This is a genomic window from Oceanobacter kriegii DSM 6294 (assembly GCF_000422845.1).
In the GTDB taxonomy this organism is placed as follows: Bacteria; Pseudomonadota; Gammaproteobacteria; order Pseudomonadales; family Oceanobacteraceae; genus Oceanobacter; species Oceanobacter kriegii.
Window position 1 is genome coordinate 444,439 of record NZ_AUGV01000003.1, and the last position, 18,370, is coordinate 462,808.

Sequence of the window (18,370 nt, forward strand, 5' to 3'; positions counted from 1 at the left end):
GCAGCAGCATGCAGAGGGGTCGTTACGGTTGCCTTTTCTTCATTATTACAAAAGAAGCCGCTTCATACCTCTGTCATACCCTGTGACCTAGAATGGCAGGTCGATTTGGTAGCGTATCGGGTGCTGGCAGCCTTCGGTTTTTCTCTAGCGGCTGCTCTTTTCTGACGGTTGAGCTGGCTACAACAGACCGAACTGACGCTGCCATAACGTCCGTCGGGCACAGGGTTTTCAGGTTTGGGTACTATCAGCGGCATGCTTGATCTTTGGAGTTTGAGCCCAGCCAGACAACGGAGTTCTGGCTGGTACGCTCTGTTGCTGCCAGTCTTGACACTTTTCGCGTTATCCCGGCCTTCCTTTGCTGAACCCTTGCCAGATTCTCTGCCTGAGCCTGTTTCTGAACAGGGCTGTTTCTTTGATGGCGTCAGTCAAACCTCGATAGAACACCTGATAGAGCAGCTCAGTCGTCACTTTGGCACCAGTGCGGTGATGGCGGCACGACCTCAGCCGTCGGCTACAGATCACGCTCGCTGGATAAACCAGCCGCTGGGGCGCTGTTCGCTGCAGCGCTTTCTGGAATTGGCGGTTCAGGACACCCATTGGCAGTTCCGAATGACAGCTGCTGGCGTGGTGTTTTCTTTTTATCCAACTCATTATCCAGCTAACGACCGTAAGTCAGAAGCCGAGGCTTCAGTCACGGATACCCTGTGGCAGCCCGAGGTTCTGGTTACCGCCAGCCGCTTTGACAGCGCCCCTTCCATTGCCACACGTTACGCCAGCAATACCCTTGAAGAAGCGGCCCACGTGGCGGCAGGCCAGTTGGGAGGCCAAAGCCGGATCACGGCAGCGCTGGCAACCCGGGCAGCGGTGACCTTCAGTCAGGAAGCCGGGGTTGATCGTAATATCAGCGTTCGTGGGCTGGGCTCGGAATTTACCCGCGTCAGCATCAATGGCATGCCGATGCTGGCGACGGGCACCAGCATTGATGCCAGGGGCTCGGTGAATAACTCCCGCAGTTTTGATTTCAACGTATTGCCAGAAGGCCTGTTCAACCGCATCAGTATTGTGAAATCGGGCAACGCCCGGACGGCGGAAGGTGCGATTGGTGGCTCGGTGGATATGAGTACGCCGAGGCCCTTCGACGACCGCAGTCTGTTGGCAGGCGAGCGCCAGCAGTGGCTGACCTTGCAAGGGGAGTCCAACGTTCGTAACGATACCGGTGGTGCCAGTTTGGGCGCTGGTTTTCAGGGGCTGAGTCAGTCGGGAGATTTCGGCTGGGCCACCAGTGTCAGTTACCGCAAACGGACGACCTCCGAGCAAGGGTATTCCACCGTGCGTTGGCAGCAGGCGGACTGGGGCGAGCAGAGTCAGCTTTCTGAAGCCCAGCAACAGCAGCTGGACAGCGGCGTGTTTTACCCGCGCCACAATCGCTATGACATTCTCAACCGCCAGTTAACCACGCTGGGTTTCGCCAGTGTTTTGCAATGGCGTAACCGTACATGGGGGAATTTGGATCTGACCCTGATGGGCTCCCGCCACAAGCAGGACATGCACGAATACCACATTACGTCGGCGGGTATTCGCACCCAGGACCTCAGCGACGTTACGGTGAATGACTTTGAGCTGGGGCCCGAGGGCATGGTGTATGGCGCATTCTCAGACGTTGATATTCGCTCCGAGCACAACCATGAAGAAGACTGCACCCGCCTTGGACAACTGAAGCTGGATTGGTCGCTGGCACTGGATGAGCGTTGGTCGGTTGCTGCGGCATTGGGCTATCAGGCCTCGGTGTTCCACAGTCCACTGCACAACAATATTTCGCTGCTGGCGCCGGATCAGGACTTCAGCTTTGACCTCCGCAGCAACGACCGTATCTCGGTCAATCGTTATGGCTTCGACATACAAGACCCGGCTGAGTGGGAGCTTTGGCGCGTTACCTTGTACGAAGACAGAGTGGTTAACCGCTACAAGGTGGCGGAAACCGAACTGGCGTTTCAGCAAAACTCTGGCCTGACCCATTGGTTGGGCGTCAAGTATCAGCACTTCTCTAACGAGCGTCAGCAGGCTTCCTATACCTGGCAAAGTGACGATGGCGATGCCATGGGTTACATAGACACAACACCGGGACATTTTGGCCGTGGACTCGGTGTCTCTGGCTTGCCGAGCCGCTGGGCAGTGGGACAACAAGGGCTGCTGAAAGCACTGGGATTGAATGACAGCTTGCTGGAAAAAGACCCAACCCAGCAACGCCAGCTGCAGGAAACCTCATGGGCCGGTTGGTGGCAAAGCGCCTTTGAACTGTGGCAGCTGCCGTGGCCACTGCGTGGCGATGTTGGTGTGCGTTATGCCACTACCCGCCAGCAGGTGATTGGCAGCCTGCTGATTGATGACAGCGATGACGCAACTGGCACAGGCACCGGTAACAGCAGCCAAATTGAACCGGTGAACGAACACTTTCGTTATGGTGACTGGCTGCCATCGCTGCATTTGGTCGCCCAGCCGCGTGACGACCTGTTGCTGCGCCTGGGCTATAGCCGCGAAATCTCCCGGCCATCCATCGATGCCCTGACCACTCCGCTACTGATGCGCACCAGCGCCCGCATTGTCGAAAGCGGTAATACCGAACTGCGTCCAAGCCGTGCCCATGCCTTTGATCTGGGCATCGAGTGGTACGGCCAGGGCTATGCCTTGCTGGCAGCCGGGCTGTTCTATACCCGCATCGATAGCCTGATTGTTACCGAATCCCGCACGGTCACCCTCGACCAACTGCCGTACTACAACCCCGGTTGGGAAGCCCAGGACAGCGGCTCTGGAGCCTACGATTACCGCCGGCCGGTGAATGGCCCAGGCACCGACATCAGTGGTTTGGAGCTCAACGTACAGGTGCCGTTCAGCTGGCTGCCTCCGGTTTGGAACCGATTCGGCCTTGATGCCAGCTACGCGCTCAGTAAAGCGCTGACACGCTATCCGCTGGACGACGGCAGCATTACCTTGCCGCCACCGGGGTTATCCCGGCATGTACTGAATGGCTCACTGTGGTATCGCGGCAGTCATTTTGAAACGGGCGTTACCCTGCGTGCCCGATCCCGCTACCTGACGCTGGTGCCAGGCAACAATGGCAACGACCGCGAAGGGGTCAATGCCTCGGCCATTGTTGGTGCCTGGGCCAGCTGGAAACTCAACCGCAAACTGACCCTCAGCCTGGACGCCAACAACCTCACCAACGAAGCGTTCGACAAATTTGTAGACAGCAGCAACCGGGTCTACAGCTACTCCGTCACGGGTACGGAGGTGCAACTGGGGCTGAATTGGCGCTGGGGAGCGAATTAGAAACCCACGCTGTGGCCTGCCTTGGTAGCCACTCCATGTCCTAACAGTAGCGACTTGTCGGCAATGGCTGCGGGTATGTCGCCTGCAATACCCCATCCTGTTATTTGAAGCGCATACTCATACTGCTTTTGTGCAACACAACAAAGGGAGAACGCGATGGCATCAGGCTGGGCAAGAGACGGTGCGGTGCAGGATCAGATTGATGCCACGGTGGAGGATGCTGTGGCCCAAGCGCGCAGCAGCATGAGTGTGGGCGACAGTCTGGAATTCTGCGAAGAATGCGATAAGCCGATTCCTGAGGCACGCCGACAGGCGGTACCGGGCGTGCGGCTGTGCATTCAGTGTCAGTCTGAATTGGAGAAGGAATACAAAGCCAGCGCGGGTATTAACCGACGGGGCAGTAAGGACAGCCAGCTTCGTTAACCCGGTCTCTATACCTTGGCACGGATCTGGTACATTGTCTTGTATACAAGTTAGTGTGCAACTGGAGCCATCATGTCTTTTACCGCTCAAGCCCAACCTGAAAACCTGCCAGATAACCTGCTCGGCTGGAATCTGTCCGATTGGAAAAACGCTTATAACAAGGGCTATAGCCCGCAACAGCTGCTGCCGGCCTTGCTGGAGGCCATCCGGGCGGAAGAGCTGGATGGCGATAAACCCTTCCATGGCAGCGGCTGGATTGCGCTGGCCAGCGATGACGCTTTGGCGGCTCAACTGGCTGCACTGGAAGGCAAGTCGGTGGCAGACATGCCCCTTTTTGGTGTGCCGTTCGCAGTAAAAGACAATATTGATGCACTGGGCTTTGAAACCACAGCGGGCTGTCCGGAGTTTGCCTTCACTCCCGCGCAGGATGCTCACGTTGTTAAATTGCTGAAAGCGGCCGGTGCGGTGGTGATGGGCAAATGCAATCTGGACCAGTTTGCCACCGGTCTGGTGGGGGCTCGGTCTCCTTATGGTGCAGTGGCCAACAGCTTTGACCCGGAATACGTCAGCGGTGGTTCCAGTTCTGGTTCTGCCGTGACGGTTGCTCGCGGTCAGGTGGCATTTTCACTGGGAACCGACACCGCAGGCTCCGGCCGGGTGCCCGCAGGCTTTAACCATTTGGTGGGTATGAAGGCCACCAAAGGCCTGTTGAGCACTTCTGGCGTAGTTCCTGCTTGTAGATCATTGGACGTTGTTTCCATCTTTGCGCTGAACAGCCAGGATGCCGAGCAGGTTCTGAGTGTCGCCGGTGGGTTTGACGGAAACGACCCGTATTCCCGACCCGATGAAACACCTGCACAGACGCGGATTCGTCGCTTGGCCATACCCGCCAACCCGGAGTGGTTTGGGGATGAGGAACAACAACGAGCCTTTGAACAAGCATGTTTAATGGCTCGATCTACCGGTTTCGAGCTGGTCGAAAAGGATTTCGGCCCCCTATTCGAAGTAGCGGCCTTGTTGTACGAAGGCCCTTGGGTAGCAGAACGCTACGCTGCTGTTGGCGAGTTCATGGAACAGGACCTTCCTGGACTCGACCCGGTGGTAAAAGGCATTGTACTGGGCGGTAAAACGCCAACCGCCGTGCAGGCGTTTAATGCCGAATACCGCCGTCTGGAACTGATGCGCTCGGTCGATGCCTTCTTCGCTGATATCGACGCGCTGTTTGTTCCAACCTCCCCGCATTTCCCTAGCCACGCAGCTTTGAAAGCCGAGCCTGTACTGGAAAATTCCCGCAACGGCGTGTACACCAACTTTGTAAACCTTTCCGACCTGTCGGCTATTGCTGTGCCTGCGCAACTGCGCGCTGACGGCCTGCCATTCGGCGTGACCATCATTGCCAAGGCCTGGCAGGAAATGGCCTTGCTGAGCTTTGCCAGCCGCTGGGAAGCGGCACTGAAGCTGCCGGAAGCGCCGGTACTGCTGGGCCGCAAGAGTGAAAAAACCATCGACGTTGCCGTGGTTGGAGCTCACCTGACCGGCATGCCGCTGAACCATCAGCTCACCAGCCGCAACGCCGCGCTGCTGGAGCAAACCAAAACCGCGCCGAAATACCAGCTTTACGCACTGGCCAACACCACGCCACCAAAACCGGGTCTGGTACGTCTGCCGGAAGGTTCTGAGGAAACAGGCCACTCCTTGATTGTGGAAGTGTGGCGGGTCACCGAAGAAGCCTTTGGCGCGTTTGTGGAAGAGATTCCACAACCACTGGGCATCGGCACACTGGAACTGGAAGACGGCCGTTTGGTAAAAGGCTTTATCTGCGAGCCAGCGGGTCTGGAAGGTGCGACCCATATCAGTGAATTTGGCGGCTGGCGCGCGTATATCCAGAGTTTGAAAGGCTGATTTGCAAGTAACGCCTACTTCAAAGGTTGCTTTGAAAAGAGGCTTTGCGTCACCGAAAACTGCGCATCAATATGAGCCAATTTGAACAAGGACACACAGAGCAGTCCGGCCATGGATGGCCGGCTAGCCCAGTTAAGGCATGGATGCCGCATCTGGGCGTGCTCGTTGTGCGTTCGCAGTGAGAATTGAATAGCGAATCGGTAGCACAAAGCAGAGGGGATGGCGTGCCGCCGGGGAGATAAGATCTCCCCAAGAGGCAAGGGGCCAGCCGGTTTTAGACGATGTCGAATCAACAGGTCAGTAAGTACACATGACTGCAACCACCAAGCGCCCGGTGAACGTCGCCGAGCGCATCTATCAACAGCTGAAGAAAGACATCTTCGACTTCCAGCTGTTACCCGGCGACCGCTTCAGTGAATCGGAAATCGCCAAACGTATGGAAGCTTCCCGTACACCCGTTCGGGAAGCGCTCTACCGGCTGGAGCGAGACGGATACGTACAGGTGCATTTCCGCAGTGGCTGGCAGGTGCGGCCATTTGACTTCAAGTATTTCGAGGATTTGTACGACTGCCGCATCCTGATGGAGTCGGAATCGGTACGACGGCTGTGCGAAGCCGATGACGTTGCCGAGCGTCTGGCGGAGCTGGTGGCCGTGTGGTCGGTGGATAAGTCCGACCGTTGGTCGGACTCCGATGCGGTGGCGATTCTGGATGAAACCTTCCACGACAAATTGGTGGCGGCAGCCGGTAACAAGGAAATGGCTTTGTTGCATCAGGGCGTTTGTGAGCGCCTGAAGATCATCCGCAGGCTCGATTTCACCCAGCCGGGTCGTATTGAGGCGACCTACGATGAGCACCATCGCATTTTGGGGCTGATTCTGGCTCGGGATACCGTGCAAGCAATCGCTGAGTTAAAGCGTCATATTGAGTTGAGTAAGAACACCGTGCGGGAGATTACCCTGCACCGGCTTCAGGAAGCCAAGAGCCTATATAACGTCAATATCAAGGTGTAAACGGGATAAAGCGTCGTTCAGAAAAACCGGGTAGGTTGGATAAGCTCGCGCAGCGAGTGCCATCCAACGATGCTGTGTCTGATGGCAGCCGCTTCGCGTCTTTATCAGACCTACACAACAGGGCCACGCATCAGATCTATGGTGGTGGGATAAACAAGGACGTTACGAAAATCTCGGGTAGGTTGGATAAGCGAGCGCAGCGAGTGCCATCCAACGATGCTGTGTCTGATGGCAGCCGCTTCGCGTACACATCAGAGCCACGCATCAGAGCCACGCACCAGTTGGGCGGGGCTCAACCTACGCAATGAATCGTAAGCGATCAGACGCTGTTACAAAAACAGCCCCAGCAGTTCGTTGAGGTACAAGCGGCCGCGTTCGGTGGCGCGTATCCAGGGTTCGTTCAGGTCTGCTTGAGCGACGTCTGCGATTTCCAGCAAACCCATCGAAATGGCTTTATCCACAGGCTCTTGCACCATCGCCAGGGTTACGCCGGTGCGTTGTTCAAACATGCGCACGGGCATGCCTTCGTGCAGGCGCAGGGCGTTCATCAGACATTCAAAGCCCATGTCTTCGGCGTCGATGTTGTCGCTGCCCGCCAGAAATTGCTTGTCCGGGTTGAGGTAGTCTTTGGGCGCGCGGGTTTTCCAGCGACGCTGGCTGTGAAGCTGGCCGTTGTCGTCGTACCAGCTGACTTTGCCGTGGGCGCCAGCACCAATGCAGAGGTAGTCGCCAAAGCGCCAGTAATTGAGGTTATGGCGGGCTTGCTTGCCCGGCTGGGCAAAGGCGGAGATTTCGTAGTGCTGAAAACCGGCTTCGGCCAGTTTCTTTTGGCCAGCCTCCTGAATGTCCCACAGGGTTTCGTCTTCCGGCAAGATCGGCGGACGTTTGTAGAATTCGGTATTGGGCTCGATGGTGAGCTGATACCACGACAGGTGAGGGGTGTTGAAGCTCAGGGCGGTGTCGATGTCGTACATGGCATCGGCTAACGACTGTCCGGGCAGGCCGTGCATCAGGTCGATGTTGATGTTGTCGAAACCGGCTTCGAAAGCCGAGCGAATGGCCGCCTGGGCCTGCTGGCTGTCGTGAATACGTCCCAGCTTTTGCAGGTGCAGGTCGTTGAAGCTCTGGATACCCATTGACAGTCGGTTGATGCCTAACTGGCGATAGGCTTTGAAGCGCTCGGCTTCAAAGGTGCCGGGGTTGGCTTCCAGCGTGATTTCGATGTCTTCGGCAAAGTGCAGCTGCTGGCGCAGGCCATCGAACAGCCGTTGGTAGCCGTCGGCGCTCATCAGGCTGGGGGTGCCGCCACCAATAAAGATGGTCTGCACCGAACGGCCGTTGACAAACGGCAGTTCGGTTTGCAGGTCGGCCAATAGCGCCGCCACGTAGTCATCTTCCGGAATCTGGTCGTCGGCCTTGTGCGAGTTGAAGTCGCAGTAGGGGCATTTACGCACGCACCAGGGCACGTGGATGTACAGACTTAATGGCGGCAAAACGGGCACGATCTCAGTTTCCGTATTGAACGTTTGCCAGTTGGTCGTTGGCTTGCTGGACGATCTGCTCGTCCGCGTTGTCGTTCGGGTACAGGTCTTCCTGTACGCTGCTGTCTTGAAGGTCTTCCTGAACGTCTTCCTGAGCGGAATCCGCTGCTACTGGCATCAGGTCAGACACAGCGATGTCGAGGGTTTGCAGCAGTGACTGAACACGGGCTTCGATGGCGTTCTTCTGTTCGGTCACGTCGTTGTGCTGTTGCTGCAGCTGGGCCTTTTCTTCGCTCAGCTCGGCGTTTTGCTGCTGGGCCGTTTCCAGCGCCTGCTGGGTTTCGCTCAGCTGGCTGCGTGCCTGATCGAGTTCTTCTTGCAGTTCCATGTTGCTCAGTTGCAGGTTTTCCAGCGACTGAATGGTCTGGTTAATCTTGTTTTGCAGTTGTTCGAGAATTTCCACGATGTGCATCTATCCGGTAGGTCTGTGAAATAACCGTTATACGGTTTGCTACGCGCCTCGGCGGTTGTTCGCCGCGGCGCGTCGGGGATTATCGGCGCCAGCGCTGGATCAGCTGCTGGATGGCCTGGCCCCTGTGAGAGATCTGATTCTTGCGTGCCTTGTCGAGTTCCGCACTGGCGCATTGCTCGCTTTCAACCCAGAACAGCGGGTCGTAGCCAAAGCCGTTGCTGCCTGCAGCGCTGGTCAGAATGGTGCCTTCCCAGCTGCCCTGAAAAATCTGCGGGGTTGGGTCGTCGGCATGGCGCATGTACACCAGCACACACTGGAAGCGGGCGCTGCGTTGCTCTGTGGCAACGCCCTGCAGTTTTTGCAGCAGCAGGCTGTTGTTGTCGGCGTCGCCTGAACCTGCGTTGTGCATGGCGGCAAAGCGGGCAGAATAAATACCCGGCTGGCCCTTGAGGGCGTCGACTTCAATGCCGGAGTCGTCCGCCAGTGCTGGCAAGCCGGTGGCTGCACAGGCATGGCGGGCTTTCAGAATGGCGTTTTCAACAAAGCTGAGGCCGGTTTCGTCGGCGTCGCTGACGCCCAGTTCCTTTTGCGGTACCAGTTCGATGTTCTGGTCGCCGAAGTGGGTGTCGAACAGCTGTGAGAATTCACGCAGTTTGCCAGCGTTGCCACTGGCGAGGACGATCTTCATGGTGGCTCCGGGGTTATTCTTCGTAGAAGCGTTGGCTGAACTTCACATCAAAGCTGCGGCTGACGCCATCCGGCTGGACCTGCAGGTTGATGCGGTAGACCTCTTCTTCGTCAAAGCGGAAGGTGGCCACATAGTAGACGGCGTTGGTTTCCTTGATTTCCTTGAATTCCAGCGACTTGCTCTGGCCAATCAGGTTTTTCAGGGTGCCGTTAACCTTGGCTTCTACCGGCTGTGGCACGTCGCTTTTTTCGGCGCTGTTGAGCACTGAAATATTCAGCATACCCATGCGGCCGGAACGCTCAATGCCGTAGGCACGGGCCACTTCCGGCGTCAGGAAACTGGTGGTGAGGCCGATGTAGTGCACCTCGTAATTGCCAAAGACCTGCTTTTGTTCACCGCGGTCTGCCCAGGCGGGCAGGGCCAGCAGGCACATCAGGGTTATGTTCCTTACTGCGTTCAGCCAGCGTTTCATCAGGACCTCCGGGTCAGGTGGTAAACCGCAATTTCGCCCAATAAGGATGGCCACAAACGAATCGCCCAGTGTTCCTGGTGATGATCGTCGACCACCGTCTTGCTCAGGATACGAATATTTTTCTGCTGGCACAGCTCTTCAAAGTCACTGACGGTACACAAATGGATGTTTGGCGTGTCGTACCACTTGTGCGGCAGGGTTTCTGACATCGGCATGCGGCCTTTCAGAGCCAGGTACATGCGTGTACGCCAGTGGCCGAAGTTCGGAAAGGTGACGATGGCTTCGTCGCCAACGCGCAGCATTTCATCCAGCAATTCGTCTGGCCGTTGCACCGCTTGCAGGGCCTGGGTCATCACCACGGTATCAATGCTGTTGTCCTTGTAGTTGTACAGGCCGTTGTTGAGGTCCTGTTCTACTACGTTGACGCCATTGGCAATGGCAGCGGTGATTTTGTCAGGATTGATTTCCAGACCATAGCCGCGCACATTTTTGTGCTCGCTGAGGAATTGCAGCAGGGTGCCTTCGCCGCAGCCAAGGTCGAGCACCTGGCTGTTGGGCTGAATCCATTCCTGAATGATGGCGAGGTCGGGACGCAGTGACTGCAAGGTCGTCGGGCTCATGCCTGGGCCTCCAGCCGGTTGGCAATGCGGTTCATGAAGGCCGACAGCACCGCGTGATAGCGCGGGTTGTCGAGCAGGAAGGCGTCGTGGCCGCCGTCGGAGTCGATGCAGGCGTAGCTGACGTCTTTATCGGCTTCCATCAGGGCGTTGACGATTTCCTTCGAACGGGCGGGAGAGAAGCGCCAGTCGGTGGTGAACGACACCAGCAGGAATTTGCACTGGGCGTTGCTGAGGCACTTCACCAGATCGTGGTCGTAATCGGCCGATGGGTCGAAGTAGTCCAGCGCCTTGGTCATCAACATGTAGGTGTTGGCGTCAAAGCGGGTGCTGAATTTCTCGCCCTGATAGTGCAGGTAGCTTTCCACCTGAAACTCGGGGGCAAAGCTGTAGTTGAGCTTGCCTTCGCGCAGGTCGCGGCCGAACTTCTGGCGCATGGCGTCTTCCGACAGATAGGTCAGGTGGCCCAGCATGCGAGCCTGGGTCAGACCCACTTTCGGAATGGTGCCATGTTCCAGGTAATTGCCGTCGTGGAAGTCCGGGTCTTTGGCAATGGCCTGACGGGCGACTTCGTTAAAGGCGATGTTCTGCGCCGATAGCTTCGGAGCCGAGGCAACCACCACGGCGTTGGCGATGCGTTGCGGGAACTGGATTGACCAGCGCAGCACCTGCATACCGCCCAGACTGCCACCTACGACCGCGGCCCAGCGCTGGATGCCGAGATGATCGGCCAGCTCGGCCTGACTGGATACCCAGTCACGCACGGCCACAATCGGGAAATCCGGGCCGTACGGCTTGCCGGTATCGGGATTGATGCTGGTTGGGCCGGTAGAGCCACTGCAACCACCGAGGTTGTTCAGTGCCACCACGAAAAAGCGCGTGGTATCGATCGGTTTGCCCGGGCCAATGGCGTTGTCCCACCAACCGGGCTTGGAGTCGTCCATGCTGTTGTAGCCAGCAGCGTGCTGGTCACCACTGAGGGCGTGGCAGATCAGGATCGCATTGGTTTTGCTGGCGTTCAGTTCACCGTAGGTTTCATACACCAGATCGTACTGGGACAGCACCCGGCCACTGCGTAAGGTCAGCGGGGTATCACAATGAAAGGTTTGGGGAGTAACCAGACCGACAGAGTCGTCAGGGATAACTTCCGGCATCTTGGGTGATTTCCTGCATTTGGAAGAGTAATTAACGGCGAGTGTATCAGGTATTGGCCACAGGCTTCAGCAGATCCTGTGGCGCTGGTCGTTAACCGCACAACAACTGATCAGAATCAGTCGTACCGGGCCTCGTCGTCGGTGTCGTCAGCTGGCTTGCGGATCAGTCGTGAGGCCAGCACTCCGCCTTCAAACAGGGCGTACATAGGCAGCGCCAGAATGGTTTGTGAGATCACATCCGGTGGCGTGACCAGCATGCCGACGACAAAGCAGCCGAGGAAAATATAAGGCCGTTTCTGGCCCAGAGACTGCACCGTGGTGATGCCGCTCAGCACCATCAGGAAAGTGGCCACCGGGATCTCGAAGGCGATGCCAAACGCGAAGAAGATTTTCAGGATGAAATCGAGGATGTTGGAGATGTCCGGCATCACCGAGATGCCTTCCGGTGCAGCAAAGGTGAAGAAGCCGAATGCCAGTGGCAGCACGACGTAGTAGGCAAAGGCAATACCGGCGTAAAACAGCACAATGCTCGACAACAGCAGTGGCACAGCGAACTTCTTCTCGTGCTGGTACAGCCCCGGTGAGATAAACGCCCAGGCCTGATGCAGGATAAACGGCATGGCGATCAGCACCGACAGCACCAGCGTCAGTTTGAACGGCACCAGAAACGGCGCGGCTACGCCGGTGGCAATCATCTGGCCGCCCTGGGTTTCCGGCAGCAGCGCTGACAGCGGCTCAACCAGAATCAGGTAGAGGTCGTTGGCGAAGTAAAACATGCCCAGAAACAGCAGCAGCACAATCAGTACGGCTTTCAGCAGGCGGTTGCGGAGTTCAACCAGATGGGCAATCAGGGGCTGTTCGGAATCCTGGGTCATGGCTTGTTCTGCTGATCCTGAGTCGCAGGCGCATCCGGCTGGATGCGGTGACCACCGTCGGGATCGATTTCCTGTGGCGAAGCCGCGGCTTCACCACGGGCTGCCCGCTCGGCTTCCAGTACTGCCTTGGGCTTGCGCTCATCGTCATCCAGAAAGGTGGCGTAGGGGTCCTTGAGCTTTTCTTTCAGTTCTTCGGCACGTACCTGGCGTTCCAGTTCGTCTTGCAGGCCGTTCATGGTACGGCGCACACGGCCAATCATCAGACCAATGGTGCGGGCTGCTTTGGGCAGTCGTTCGGGGCCCAACACCAGCAAGCCCAGTACGCCGACAACAACCAGTTCAAGGAAGCCGATATCGAACATCAGGAGTGCTTCTGATCCTTGTCTTTCTGTTCGCTGAAGTCAGCGTCCTTGTTCATGGTGTTGTTCTGATCCTGTGCCAGACTCTTGGGATCGGAGTCTGTGTCTTTCTTGTCGCCATCGTCGTTCATGGCAGACTTGAAGTTCTTGATCGCACCGCCCAGGTCACCGCCCATGTTGCGCAGTTTCTTGGTGCCAAAAATCAGAATAACGATCACTGCAATGATGAGCAGCTGCCAAATGCTGATACCGCCGAGCATAGTGTGTTCTCCAGAAATCAGAATCCGGGCAGCGCGCTGCCGCCCAGAATATGGAAATGCATGTGGAAGACTTCCTGTCCGCCTTCCGCGCCTGTATTGGTTATGGTGCGATAGCCGCTGAGGCCCTGCTGGCTGGCAATTTTCGGCAGCGTCAGCATCAGTTTGCCCATCAGCCCGGCGTGCTCGGCAGTCAGGTCGTCAAGGTTAACGATGTGCTGCTTCGGGATCACCAGCAAGTGGGTGTCGGCCTTGGGGGCAATATCGTGGAACGCCAGAAAGTCATCGTCTTCGAAGACCTTGTTGGCGGGGATGTTACCGGCCACGATGTTGCAAAAAATACAGTCAGACATGGATGCTGTTCGTTCCTTGGTTGCCGTCGCCGCTTATTTTGGCTGACGTGAGGCTTTTTCTTCCAGCCCGGACATGTCGAAACGGCGTGCCAGTTCGTTGATGACCGCCTCCGGACGTTCACCCAGCTGGGCCAACGCCACCAGACTGTGGAACCACAGATCGGCGGTTTCGTAGATCACGTCCTTGTTGTCGCCGCTGGTTTCAGCGTCTTTGGCCGCCAGAATGGTCTCGGTGGCTTCTTCGCCGACCTTTTCCAGAATCTTGTTCAGACCCTTGTGGTAGAGGCTGGCAACGTAGGAAGAATCCGCAGAAGCGCCTTTGCGCTCTTCAAGAATATCGCCCAGGGCGGCAAGAATATCACTCATAAAAATAACAACTCTATGACTTGGAACGGCAAGGCTTGATGAATAAGGCTCAGTAAATGTCTTTCGGGTCTTTCAGTACCGGATCAACGGCGACCCATTCACCGTCTTGCCAGACCTGATAAAAACAGCTTTCCCGGCCAGTATGGCACGCGATGCCGCCAATTTGTTCAACCTGCAACACAATCACATCGGCGTCGCAGTCGAGACGGACTTCGTGGAGTTTCTGCACATGGCCGGACGACTCGCCCTTACGCCACAATTTCTGGCGCGAGCGGGAATAATAGATGGCGCGGTTTTCCTGCACAGTCAGGGTCAGGGCTTCGCGATCCATCCAGGCCATCATCAGGATGCGACCGGTTTGATGGTCCTGGGCAATCGCCGGTACCAAACCCTTGTCATCCCACTTTACTGCATCCAGCCAGTCGCTCATGTCTCTCTCACTTGTTCGGCCCGGGGCCGTTTTTATTCAATCGTTGGTGTTGGTCGCAGGCTTTTGAATGCCTGGACTCAAACTGTCTGATAGCCGCCGAGCATACCCGACATTATGGCGCTTGTTGAGCGTCAGGCTTTCAGCAAAATCCACAGCAGACCGAAGGCTCCGATGCCAATGCCCAGCACTTCGGGAATACCGAGGGCAATGGCTTGCCACCACAGTGCCAGACCTGATAACGACACCAGCGAGCCCAGCGTCAGATGGCGTTTCTGACGGTTCTGTTCTTCCAGCGCCTTGCGCAGGGCCATGATTTCCCGTTGCAGCTGGGCCTGATTTTCGTCCATGTGGTTCAGACGAGTCAGGGCACCGTGCACCAGTCCCGGCATTTTCGGCGCTTTTTCAATCCAGGTCGGCAGCTGGCGCTTGAGTTCGGCAAATGCGGCTTTGGGACCAAAGCGTTCGCGCATCCAGCGTTCCAGAAACGGCTTGGCGGTGCTCCAGAGGTCCAGCTGTGGGTACAACTGACGGCCCAGCCCTTCGATGTTGAGCAGGGTTTTTTGCAGCAGCACCAGCTGTGGCTGCACTTCCATATCGAAGCGGCGAGCGGTGCTGAACAATTGAATCAGCACCTGACCAAAGGAAATTTCGGCCAGCGGCTTTTCAAAAATCGGTTCACAGACGCTGCGAATGGCCGCAGCCAGTTCATGCACCTTGGTGGTGGCGGGCACCCAGCCGGAATCGACGTGCAGTTGCGCCACCTGATAATAATCCTGATTGAAGAAGGCCAGCAGGTTCATCGCCAGATAGTGTTGGTCTTCTTCGGTCAAACTGCCAACGATGCCACAGTCGATGCCGATGTATTCCGGGTCCTGTGGGTTTTCACGTGAAACAAAAATGTTGCCGGGGTGCATGTCGGCGTGGAAAAAGCTGTCGCGGAACACCTGGGTGAAGAAGATTTCCACCCCGCGTTCGGCCAGCAGTTTCATATCGGTGTTCTGGGCCCGCAGTTCGTCGATGTTGGCCACTGGAATGCCGTAAATACGCTCGCTGGTCATCACCTTGCTGCGGGTGTACTCCCAGTATACTTCCGGCACGTAAAGATGGCCGGATTCTGAGAAATTGCGGCGCAGCTGGGTGGCGTTGGAGGCTTCAATTTGCAGGTTCAGCTCGCCATAAATAGTGTGGCGGTAGTCTTCGACCACTTCCAGCGGCTTCAGGCGACGGGCTTCGGAAGAGTAGGTCACGGCCAGTCGGGCCATGGTTTCCAGCAGCTGCAGGTCGCGTTCAATGGTGTGTTCGATGCCCGGACGCACCACTTTCACCACTACATCCTTGCCGTCATTCAGTTTGGCGGTATGGACCTGAGCGATCGAGGCTGACGCCAGTGGCTTGCTGGAAAACTCGGCAAACAGGTTAGCAATGGTGTCGCCCAGTTGCGATTCGATCAGCGCTATGGCTTCGTCTTCCGGAAACGGCGGCACCTTGTCTTGCAGCAGCTTCAGCTCCTGAACAATGTCTTCCGGCACCAGATCCGGGCGGGTCGACAGGATTTGTCCGAACTTGATGAAAATAGGACCGAGGGCTTCCAGCGCCATCCGCAAGCGGGCACCACGGCTCAGCTTGGCCGGTACCGGGCGCAGACGCCACGGTGCCAGCCACAGCAAAATGCGCACACTCAGCGGCAGCAAGTGTAGGGGAATCAGGCCATCCAGACGGTATTTGGTGAATACGAACAGGATTTTCCACAAACGCCACAAACGCGACACGTTCAGTCCTCTTTATCGGTCGCAGCGTCTTGGGCTGGCGGTTGCTGTTCGGCGGCCTTGCGGGCTTCCAGTTGTTGAATACGGGCTTCCAGACGATCGGAGGCCAACCGAAGGTTGTCGATGCGCTCGGCGCTGGCTTCCAGCTCGGCCGGGTGCACCAGAATGCGGGCTTCGTCGTAGAGGTAGTCGCGGGCGGCAGTTTTGAAGGTGCGGCCGGTGCGTTTGCCCCAGCCCATCAAACCACGCAGTCCCTGACCCAGTTGATGGGCCAACATGCCACCGGTGACGGGGGTAATCATGGCTTCCCAGTCGATGTTCATCTGATCAACCAGTTTGCCCAGCAGAATGGCCAGTTCGGTGTCGCCATCGACCAGAATGCCGCCGGACAACATCGCGCTGGCTTTGTTGTCGGCTCGGGCCAGCGCCAGAAAGTCGCTGCTGGTGCCAATCAGGGCAACGTCGGGGTAGGGGCCGTCTTCGCTGAGTTCGTCGGTCGACAGGCTCAGTACGATCGAGTCGTCGAGCAGCCGGATGGCGACCGTGGCGGTGCCCGCCAGTCGAATGTGCACCAGCTTGCCGGCCGCTTTGGCCAGCAACACCTGACTGCCCGGGTCAAACCGCAGGGCATGATTAATGGCAGCTTCGGCAGGAATCAGCGCCGCTTGCCCCAGTTCGACCGGCAACCAGCTCATCAGGGCTTGATCCCACGGTGCAGCGCAACCACGCCGCTGGTGAGGTTGTGGTAGCTGCAACGCACCAGGCCAGCGTCTTCCATCATGCCCTTGAGGGTTTCCTGATCCGGGTGCATACGAATGGATTCGGCCAGGTACTTGTAGCTTTCGGCGTCGTTGGCCACCACTTTGCCCATGAACGGCAGCGCCGAGAAGGAGTACAGGTCGTAGGCCTTGCTCATCACTGGATTGGTTGGCTTGGAGAACTCCAGTACCAGCAGGCGACCGCCTGGCTTCAGTACCCGGGTCATCGAGCGCAGCGCGGCGTCCTTGTCGGTGACGTTACGCAGACCAAAGGCGATGGTGAGAGCGTCGAAGCTGTTGTCTTCAAACGGCAGACATTCGGCGTTGGCCTGAACGTATTCGATGTTGCCAACATAGCCTTCGTCGGTCAGACGATCGCGGCCGACGTTGAGCATCGAGGAGTTGATATCTGCCAGCACCACTTTGCCCTGCGGGCCAACGATGCGGGAGAATTTCTTGGTCAGGTCGCCGGTACCACCTGCGAGATCCAGCACCCGGTTACCCGGACGTACACCACTCATTTCGATGGTGAAACGTTTCCACAAGCGATGCACACCAAACGACATCAGGTCGTTCATTACATCGTACTTGGCCGCCACGGAATGGAATACATCCGCCACCATGGCTTGTTTGTCTTCGCTGGCTACGGTCTGGTAGCCGAAGTGAGTGGTCTTTTGATCCGACTCTTGCTGTGACATGAGCACCTCCTGAACAGGGCAGCCATTGTAGCCGCGCGGAATATCAATGTCTTGCGCTGTGCCGGAATTCGGTGATTCAGGGGCTGAGTCGGGAGTCGGGAGTCGGGAGTCGGGAGTCGGGAGTCGGGAGTCGGGCGTCGGGAGTGAGCGGGTCGCGCAGGCTCGTGAGTCGGGCGCTGGGTTAGGGGAGTTAGAAGTTGGGTGAGAACAGGGGAAGGGCTGGATAATGTTGTGGGAGAGAGCTTGCTCTCGATAAAACCTTCATCGACAGCAAGCAGCTTCCCTCAGAGTTGGAGCTTGGGGTTTGGCGATTAAACGCCGATACCCAAGCCGCGCGGCATCATGGCGGTGGCCGCCAATGGGCCAATAATCAGAATCTCGAACAGCTGAATGGCCATCAGCAGCACAAACAGGCTGAGGTCGAGGCCGCCAAGGTCCGGCATTTTGTTGCGGATCGGACGCAGTGCCGGTTCCAGAATCTGGTTGATCAAAATCAGCGCCGGGTTGTAGCTGTTGGGGGCAATCCAGGAGGCGATGGCTACAATGATGCCGCCCCAGAAGTAGATATTGAGCAGCAGGCCCAGTAGGCCAATAGCAGCCCAGGCCAGTACGTTCATCCACGGCACGGCGTAGCCGGACACCACCATGATCAGCGCCATGGTGATCAACTGGGCGCCGTAGGCCAGCACCAGTGAGGCGATGTCCATGCCGCCAAAGCCCGGAATCACGCGGCGCAGCGGAATCAGCAGCGGGTTGGATGCCTTGACGATGAACTGTGAAATCGGATTGTAGAAGTCGGCACGTACCAGCTGGAGCAAGAAACGCAGCAGGAAGACCAGCAGTACCAGACCGCCGATGGCGTTAATAAGCAGAAGTCCTGCGGATGCGATTGGGGACATGAAAACTCCGTATCGATGTGTTCGGGCTGATGGTTATATCAAGTGTACCGGTAAAGTACCC

20 protein-coding genes are annotated in these 18,370 nt (G+C 57.3%); 4 read left to right on the forward strand and 16 right to left on the reverse strand.

Annotated features, from left to right (window positions below):
* Positions 1 to 366: 366 nt before the first annotated feature.
* The 4 genes from G516_RS0101960 to G516_RS0101975 all read left to right on the forward strand — a co-directional run bounded on the left by G516_RS0101960 (position 367) and on the right by G516_RS0101975 (position 6,664).
* The gene (locus G516_RS0101960; protein WP_028292233.1) at positions 367 to 3,327 is read left to right on the forward strand and encodes a TonB-dependent receptor; all 2,961 of its coding nucleotides are present in this window, start codon (positions 367 to 369) and stop codon (positions 3,325 to 3,327) included.
* A 156-nt stretch (positions 3,328 to 3,483) separates the two neighbouring features.
* Positions 3,484 to 3,750 (forward strand): DksA/TraR family C4-type zinc finger protein, encoded by a 267-nt coding sequence (locus G516_RS0101965; RefSeq protein WP_028292234.1) that lies wholly within the window; start codon positions 3,484 to 3,486, stop codon positions 3,748 to 3,750.
* A gap of 72 nt (positions 3,751 to 3,822) precedes the next feature.
* Positions 3,823 to 5,652 carry an allophanate hydrolase gene (gene atzF / locus G516_RS0101970; protein ID WP_211225042.1) on the forward strand — a complete coding sequence of 610 codons (1,830 nt, stop codon included), beginning with the start codon at positions 3,823 to 3,825 and terminating at the stop codon, positions 5,650 to 5,652.
* A gap of 310 nt (positions 5,653 to 5,962) precedes the next feature.
* Entirely contained in the window at positions 5,963 to 6,664 is a 702-nt protein-coding gene (locus G516_RS0101975) for a GntR family transcriptional regulator (protein ID WP_028292236.1), read from the forward strand.
* A gap of 329 nt (positions 6,665 to 6,993) precedes the next feature.
* Here the strand turns inward: G516_RS0101975 and hemW are convergent, their stop codons facing one another.
* The 16 genes from hemW to G516_RS0102055 all read right to left on the reverse strand — a co-directional run bounded on the left by hemW (position 6,994) and on the right by G516_RS0102055 (position 18,309).
* The gene (gene hemW, locus G516_RS0101980) at positions 6,994 to 8,166 is read right to left on the reverse strand and encodes a radical SAM family heme chaperone HemW (RefSeq protein ID WP_322785965.1); all 1,173 of its coding nucleotides are present in this window, start codon (positions 8,164 to 8,166) and stop codon (positions 6,994 to 6,996) included.
* Between the two features lie 4 nt (positions 8,167 to 8,170).
* Positions 8,171 to 8,608: a hypothetical protein gene (locus G516_RS24995; RefSeq protein WP_245582586.1), complete on the reverse strand. Its 438-nt coding sequence runs from the start codon at positions 8,606 to 8,608 to the stop codon at positions 8,171 to 8,173.
* A gap of 88 nt (positions 8,609 to 8,696) precedes the next feature.
* Positions 8,697 to 9,305: an RdgB/HAM1 family non-canonical purine NTP pyrophosphatase gene (rdgB, locus tag G516_RS0101990; RefSeq protein WP_028292239.1), complete on the reverse strand. Its 609-nt coding sequence runs from the start codon at positions 9,303 to 9,305 to the stop codon at positions 8,697 to 8,699.
* Positions 9,306 to 9,318: 13 nt separating this feature from the next.
* The gene (locus G516_RS0101995) at positions 9,319 to 9,777 is read right to left on the reverse strand and encodes a DUF4426 domain-containing protein (protein ID WP_028292240.1); all 459 of its coding nucleotides are present in this window, start codon (positions 9,775 to 9,777) and stop codon (positions 9,319 to 9,321) included.
* Positions 9,777 to 10,397 (reverse strand): methionine biosynthesis protein MetW, encoded by a 621-nt coding sequence (gene metW / locus G516_RS0102000; RefSeq protein ID WP_456090128.1) that lies wholly within the window; start codon positions 10,395 to 10,397, stop codon positions 9,777 to 9,779. Before metW ends, G516_RS0101995 begins: the two co-directional genes overlap by 1 nt.
* On the reverse strand, positions 10,394 to 11,548 hold the full coding sequence (gene metX, locus G516_RS0102005; RefSeq protein WP_028292242.1) for a homoserine O-succinyltransferase MetX: 1,155 nt from the start codon (positions 11,546 to 11,548) through the stop codon (positions 10,394 to 10,396). The genes metW and metX overlap by 4 nt, the downstream gene beginning before the upstream one ends.
* A 116-nt stretch (positions 11,549 to 11,664) precedes the next feature.
* Positions 11,665 to 12,423: a twin-arginine translocase subunit TatC gene (tatC, locus tag G516_RS0102010; RefSeq protein ID WP_028292243.1), complete on the reverse strand. Its 759-nt coding sequence runs from the start codon at positions 12,421 to 12,423 to the stop codon at positions 11,665 to 11,667.
* Complete coding sequence (tatB, locus tag G516_RS20655) at positions 12,420 to 12,785, reverse strand: Sec-independent protein translocase protein TatB (protein WP_051218838.1); 366 nt, start codon at positions 12,783 to 12,785, stop codon at positions 12,420 to 12,422. Before tatB ends, tatC begins: the two co-directional genes overlap by 4 nt.
* Positions 12,785 to 13,042: a Sec-independent protein translocase subunit TatA gene (gene tatA, locus G516_RS0102020; protein ID WP_028292244.1), complete on the reverse strand. Its 258-nt coding sequence runs from the start codon at positions 13,040 to 13,042 to the stop codon at positions 12,785 to 12,787. The genes tatB and tatA overlap by 1 nt, the downstream gene beginning before the upstream one ends.
* Before the next feature lie 17 nt (positions 13,043 to 13,059).
* Positions 13,060 to 13,392: a histidine triad nucleotide-binding protein gene (locus tag G516_RS0102025; RefSeq protein ID WP_028292245.1), complete on the reverse strand. Its 333-nt coding sequence runs from the start codon at positions 13,390 to 13,392 to the stop codon at positions 13,060 to 13,062.
* Positions 13,393 to 13,425: 33 nt separating this feature from the next.
* Positions 13,426 to 13,758, reverse strand: a complete 333-nt coding sequence (locus G516_RS0102030) for a phosphoribosyl-ATP diphosphatase (RefSeq protein ID WP_028292246.1) — start codon at positions 13,756 to 13,758, stop codon at positions 13,426 to 13,428.
* Between the two features lie 49 nt (positions 13,759 to 13,807).
* Positions 13,808 to 14,188 carry a phosphoribosyl-AMP cyclohydrolase gene (gene hisI / locus G516_RS0102035; RefSeq protein WP_028292247.1) on the reverse strand — a complete coding sequence of 127 codons (381 nt, stop codon included), beginning with the start codon at positions 14,186 to 14,188 and terminating at the stop codon, positions 13,808 to 13,810.
* A gap of 131 nt (positions 14,189 to 14,319) precedes the next feature.
* Complete coding sequence (gene ubiB, locus G516_RS0102040) at positions 14,320 to 15,957, reverse strand: ubiquinone biosynthesis regulatory protein kinase UbiB (protein WP_028292248.1); 1,638 nt, start codon at positions 15,955 to 15,957, stop codon at positions 14,320 to 14,322.
* Positions 15,958 to 15,959: 2 nt separating this feature from the next.
* Positions 15,960 to 16,649: a ubiquinone biosynthesis accessory factor UbiJ gene (locus tag G516_RS0102045; protein WP_028292249.1), complete on the reverse strand. Its 690-nt coding sequence runs from the start codon at positions 16,647 to 16,649 to the stop codon at positions 15,960 to 15,962.
* On the reverse strand, positions 16,649 to 17,410 hold the full coding sequence (gene ubiE / locus G516_RS0102050; protein WP_028292250.1) for a bifunctional demethylmenaquinone methyltransferase/2-methoxy-6-polyprenyl-1,4-benzoquinol methylase UbiE: 762 nt from the start codon (positions 17,408 to 17,410) through the stop codon (positions 16,649 to 16,651). Before ubiE ends, G516_RS0102045 begins: the two co-directional genes overlap by 1 nt.
* Before the next feature lie 311 nt (positions 17,411 to 17,721).
* A complete protein-coding gene (locus G516_RS0102055) occupies positions 17,722 to 18,309 on the reverse strand; it encodes a YggT family protein (RefSeq protein WP_028292251.1) in 588 nt (195 codons plus the stop codon).
* Positions 18,310 to 18,370 lie beyond the last annotated feature (61 nt).

Excerpts from the sequence above, each read along its gene's own strand:
- G516_RS0102055 (WP_028292251.1), bottom strand. The coding sequence starts at position 18,309 with ATGTCCCCAATCGCATCCGCAGGACTTCTGCTTATTAACGCCATCGGC.
- hisI (WP_028292247.1), bottom strand. The coding sequence starts at position 14,188 with ATGAGCGACTGGCTGGATGCAGTAAAGTGGGATGACAAGGGTTTGGTA.
- metW (WP_456090128.1), bottom strand. The coding sequence starts at position 10,397 with ATGAGCCCGACGACCTTGCAGTCACTGCGTCCCGACCTCGCCATCATT.
- G516_RS0101965 (WP_028292234.1), top strand. The coding sequence starts at position 3,484 with ATGGCATCAGGCTGGGCAAGAGACGGTGCGGTGCAGGATCAGATTGAT.
- atzF (WP_211225042.1), top strand. The coding sequence starts at position 3,823 with ATGTCTTTTACCGCTCAAGCCCAACCTGAAAACCTGCCAGATAACCTG.
- tatC (WP_028292243.1), bottom strand. The coding sequence starts at position 12,423 with ATGACCCAGGATTCCGAACAGCCCCTGATTGCCCATCTGGTTGAACTC.
- G516_RS0101995 (WP_028292240.1), bottom strand. The coding sequence starts at position 9,777 with ATGAAACGCTGGCTGAACGCAGTAAGGAACATAACCCTGATGTGCCTG.
- G516_RS0102030 (WP_028292246.1), bottom strand. The coding sequence starts at position 13,758 with ATGAGTGATATTCTTGCCGCCCTGGGCGATATTCTTGAAGAGCGCAAA.
- G516_RS0101975 (WP_028292236.1), top strand. The coding sequence starts at position 5,963 with ATGACTGCAACCACCAAGCGCCCGGTGAACGTCGCCGAGCGCATCTAT.
- ubiE (WP_028292250.1), bottom strand. The coding sequence starts at position 17,410 with ATGTCACAGCAAGAGTCGGATCAAAAGACCACTCACTTCGGCTACCAG.
- tatA (WP_028292244.1), bottom strand. The coding sequence starts at position 13,042 with ATGCTCGGCGGTATCAGCATTTGGCAGCTGCTCATCATTGCAGTGATC.
- G516_RS0102045 (WP_028292249.1), bottom strand. The coding sequence starts at position 16,649 with ATGAGCTGGTTGCCGGTCGAACTGGGGCAAGCGGCGCTGATTCCTGCC.
- G516_RS0102025 (WP_028292245.1), bottom strand. The coding sequence starts at position 13,392 with ATGTCTGACTGTATTTTTTGCAACATCGTGGCCGGTAACATCCCCGCC.
- rdgB (WP_028292239.1), bottom strand. The coding sequence starts at position 9,305 with ATGAAGATCGTCCTCGCCAGTGGCAACGCTGGCAAACTGCGTGAATTC.
- tatB (WP_051218838.1), bottom strand. The coding sequence starts at position 12,785 with ATGTTCGATATCGGCTTCCTTGAACTGGTTGTTGTCGGCGTACTGGGC.
- metX (WP_028292242.1), bottom strand. The coding sequence starts at position 11,548 with ATGCCGGAAGTTATCCCTGACGACTCTGTCGGTCTGGTTACTCCCCAA.